This is a genomic window from Streptomyces sp. NPDC050617 (assembly GCF_040654795.1).
GTDB lineage: Bacteria > Actinomycetota > Actinomycetes > Streptomycetales > Streptomycetaceae > Streptomyces.
Genome location: NZ_JBFAIS010000002.1, coordinates 106,015 through 109,687, shown reverse-complemented (window position 1 = coordinate 109,687; position 3,673 = coordinate 106,015). Strand labels below are relative to the sequence as shown.

At 72.0% G+C, this 3,673-nt stretch carries 4 protein-coding genes; all 4 read right to left on the bottom strand.

Annotated elements, in window-relative coordinates; genetic code table 11:
• Window positions 1-162: 162 nt before the first annotated feature.
• The 4 genes from AB0I49_RS03160 to AB0I49_RS03145 all read right to left on the bottom strand — a co-directional run bounded on the left by AB0I49_RS03160 (window position 163) and on the right by AB0I49_RS03145 (window position 3,647).
• Window positions 163-384, bottom strand: a complete 222-nt coding sequence (locus AB0I49_RS03160; protein WP_363225071.1) for an MbtH family NRPS accessory protein — start codon at window positions 382-384, stop codon at window positions 163-165.
• A gap of 63 nt (window positions 385-447) precedes the next feature.
• Window positions 448-1,461 carry a 2,3-diaminopropionate biosynthesis protein SbnB gene (sbnB, locus tag AB0I49_RS03155; RefSeq protein WP_363225069.1) on the bottom strand — a complete coding sequence of 338 codons (1,014 nt, stop codon included), beginning with the start codon at window positions 1,459-1,461 and terminating at the stop codon, window positions 448-450.
• A complete protein-coding gene (sbnA, locus tag AB0I49_RS03150; protein WP_363225068.1) occupies window positions 1,455-2,465 on the bottom strand; it encodes a 2,3-diaminopropionate biosynthesis protein SbnA in 1,011 nt (336 codons plus the stop codon). Before sbnA ends, sbnB begins: the two co-directional genes overlap by 7 nt.
• Window positions 2,466-2,588: 123 nt before the next feature.
• Window positions 2,589-3,647 carry an LLM class flavin-dependent oxidoreductase gene (locus AB0I49_RS03145; RefSeq protein ID WP_363225066.1) on the bottom strand — a complete coding sequence of 353 codons (1,059 nt, stop codon included), beginning with the start codon at window positions 3,645-3,647 and terminating at the stop codon, window positions 2,589-2,591.
• Between the last annotated feature and the right edge of the window lie 26 nt (window positions 3,648-3,673).

Below are 3,673 nucleotides of genomic sequence, written 5' to 3'. Positions count from 1 at the left end.
TTCTCCAGGTCCTTCGATGAGCTTGCGGTGAGCGGCTGGGCGGCTGGGCGACGGGACGGCGGGGTGGCGGGGGCCGGGCGGTGCGGGCGCGGGCGTGAAAGGCCGGCCCGGCGGATGGTCCGGGCCGGCGCGGGCGGTGCGGCGCGGGACGCGCTCCGAGGCTCAGGAGGCCGCGGCGTCCTGTTCCATGCGGCGGCGCAGGCTCAGCGGGCGCATGTCGGTCCAGACCTCGGAGATGCGCTCCAGGCACTCCTCGTGGGTGCCCTCGGTGCCCTCCGCGCGCCAGCCGGCGGGCAGTTCGCGGTCCGCCCACCACACCGAGTACTGCTCCTCGTCGTTCAGGACGACCTTGAAGGTGCGCTCGTCGGCCGGGTTGTCGCTCATGGGTGATCGCTCCTCGGTGAGAAAGTGCGGAAGGGTGAGAGGTGAAAGGCGTGAGGCGCGCGGTCAGGCGTTCGGCACGGGCCTGGCCGGCGGGAGGAAGCCGTCGACGGCCACGCCGAGTCCGCGCCCGGCGGCCTCCGTGTGGACCAGCCGGGCCAGCGCGAGGTCGAGGATGCCGAGCCCGAACGGCGAGAAGACGGTCAGCCCGTCCGTTGTACGGTCCAACTCGACGTCCTTGTTGAGTAGTTGGCCGATCGACGCGTCGATGAAATCGCGGTTCCCGGCGACCTGTTCGGCGAGGTGTACGGAGGTCCGCTCGCGGCAGACGTGGTCGGCGTCGTCCACGACGTTGCGGGCGCACAGCAGGGTGGTCGGGGCGATGTCGCGCAGCGAGACGTTCAGGACGGTCGTGCCGGGGGCGCAGGCCGCGAGGTCGGTGTACGGCTCGGCGGCGGTCGTCGCCAGGGACACCAGCCGGTGGGCGGCGAGCGCGGCGTCGAGGTCCTCGGCGACAGTGATCACGGCGTCCGGGGCGAGCGTCGCGCACTGGGCGGCGAACCGGCCCGCGCGGCGTACGTCCTGGTCGTAGAGGGTGACGTCGGTGATCGAGGGCAGGGTGGCGCGCAGGAACCGCAGCACCTCCAGGTTGATGACGCCGCAGCCGACGAGGGTGACGCCGGCCGGGGCGGGCTCGCCGGTGAGCAGCCGCGCGGCGAGGGCGGCGCTCGCGGCGGTGCGCTTCGCGGAGATCCGCGAGCCCTCGATCAGGGCCAGCGGCCGGCCGGTGCGGGTGTCGTTGAGGACGACGACGGCGCTGGCCCGCTCCAGGCCCCGTTCCAGGTTGCCGGGGAACGAGGCGATCCACTTCATCCCGGCGGTGGCCGGCTCGCCGCCGAGGTAGCCGGGCAGCCCGATGACGCGGTCGCGCGGCGCGTCGGGGAAGCGCAGGAAGACGGAGTGCGGCAGGGCGGAGCGGCCCTGGTCGTGCAGCCGGTACGCGGCGTCGACGGCGTCGACGATCCGCTCCTCGGCTCCTTGCAGGATGTCCCCGACATCCGTATGGCGGATGATCAGCACGCGGTGGGCTCCATTTCGGGTCCGGATTTCCAGAGGTGGGATATCTCGCCGAAGTTCTTCTGCACCCACGCGTCGGAATAGATGGTGTCGGTATAGCGGTCGCCGCCGTCGGCGAATATGAGGACGACATGGGAGCCGGCCGGAATGTCGGCGCCGATCCGGTGCAGGGCGGCGGCGGTCGCGCCGGACGAGCCGCCCGCGAGGATCGCCTCGCGCAGCGTCAGCCGCCGGCAGGCGACCACGCAGTCCTGGTCGGCGACGTGCACGACGCGGTCCGCGGCGGCGGGGTCGAGGAGCGCCGGGCGGATGGACGCGCCGTGGCCGGGGATGAGCCGTCGGGCGGGCTCCTGGCCGAACAGCACGCTGCCCGCCGCGTCCACGGCGACCACCGTGGTGCCCAACCCGTGGGCGCGCGCGTAGGCGGAGCAGCCGAGCAGCGTCCCGGTGGTGCTGGTGGCCGCGAAGACGTAGTCGACCCGGCCGTCGAGGGCCTCGGCGATCTCCCGCATCGTCTCCTCGTGGGCGAGCGGGTTGAGGGGGTTGCTGTACTGGTCGGGGCTGTACGCGTGCGGGATCGCGCCGACCAGCTCGCGGACCCGCGCCAGCCGCCGGGGCAGGAACTCGCCGGTCGCCGGGTCGGGTTCCGTCACCACCTCCACCGTCGCCTCGTAGGCGCGCAGGATCGCGAGGTTGTGCTCGGTGGTCTTGGCGTCCACGACGCAGACGAAGCGCAGCCCGTAGTAGCGGCAGATCTGCGCGAGGCCGATGGCGAGGTTCCCGGAGCTCGACTCGACGACCACCGACCGGCCGGGCGTCAGCTCACCGTCGCGGATCTTGGCCAGCAGCATGCTCGCGGCGGACCGGTCCTTGATGCTGCCGCCCGGATTGAAGCGTTCCATTTTGGCGAACACCCGCGACGGGAAGCCTGGCATGATTTTCTCCAGCTCCACCAGTGGCGAGTCGCCGATGGTGGAGAGAATTCCCTTGAAGACCTTCTCTGCCACGAAATCCCCTTCGCCGGTCGGCTCTGACTGCCGCAAACGACTGTGTACGGGACCGCTATATCTCTTCCATACGGGAACTCCCGCACAGGAATCCCCGGGCGCGGAATGCGTTCCGTACGGGCCTCAGCCGGCCTGCGGGGCGCTGCGCCGTCGCACGTCGTCGAGGAACGCGAGGCTCTCCAGCACTGCCTTGGGGTGTACCCCGAAGTCGATGAGGCAGCCCACCTCGTCGATGCCCGCGCGCTCCAGCCGCTCGACGACGGCCAGGCCCCGCTCGACCGTCCCGAACATCCCCTGCCGGTCGAAGAACCGCTGGAAGCCGCGGTCCACGAGGTAGTCCACGTCCGCGTCCTCGATGCCGCCGCGGTCGAACGACCCGGCCCGCGGCGCGATGGTCCCGGAGATCAGCCCGAACGACGACTTGAGGTAGCCCGACAGCGGCTCGCGCACCGCCTCCCGTACGGCCTCGGTGTCCTCGCCGAGGAACGTGTGCAGCATCAGCACCACATGGCCCGGCGCGTCGGGCCCGTGGTGCTCGCGCAGCGACTCCCGGTACGCGGCGATCTTCCCCGTCAGCGTGTCGAGGTCCTGGCCGAGCAGGTGGGTCAGCACCCCGGCGTTCAGCTCGCCCGCCGTACGGAACGTCTCGACGCTGCCCGCGCTGGTGATCCAGCAGGGCAGTTCGGGCTGGACGGCGGGCGGGAAGATCCGCACCTCGGCGTCGGCCCCGTTGCCGTCCGGCGTGGTGATCGACTCGCCGCGCCACAGCCTGCGCACGTCCCGCACGGTCCGCGTCAGCGCCTCCTTGCGGTGGGCGTGCGCCTCGGGGCGGATCGCGAAGTCCACCGGGTGCCAACCGGAGGCGAAGGAGACCCCGGCCCGGCCGCCCGACAGGTTGTCGATCACCGACCAGTCCTCGGCGATCCGCAGCGGGTGGTGCAGCGGCGCCACCACGCTGCCCGCCCTGATGCGCACCCGCTCCGTGACGGCGGCGAGCGCGGCCCCCGTCACCGCCGGGTTGGGGTAGAGCCCGCCGAACTGGTGGAAGTGGCGCTCGGGCGTCCACACCGCCGTGAAGCCGTGGGCGTCCGCGAACCGCGCGCCCTCGATCATCAGCTCGTACCGTCCGGCGTCGCCCGGCTCCGCGCTGTCGTTGGCGAAGTAGAACAGGCTGAAGTCCATGGGGTTCCCTCGTTCTCGTCCGAGTC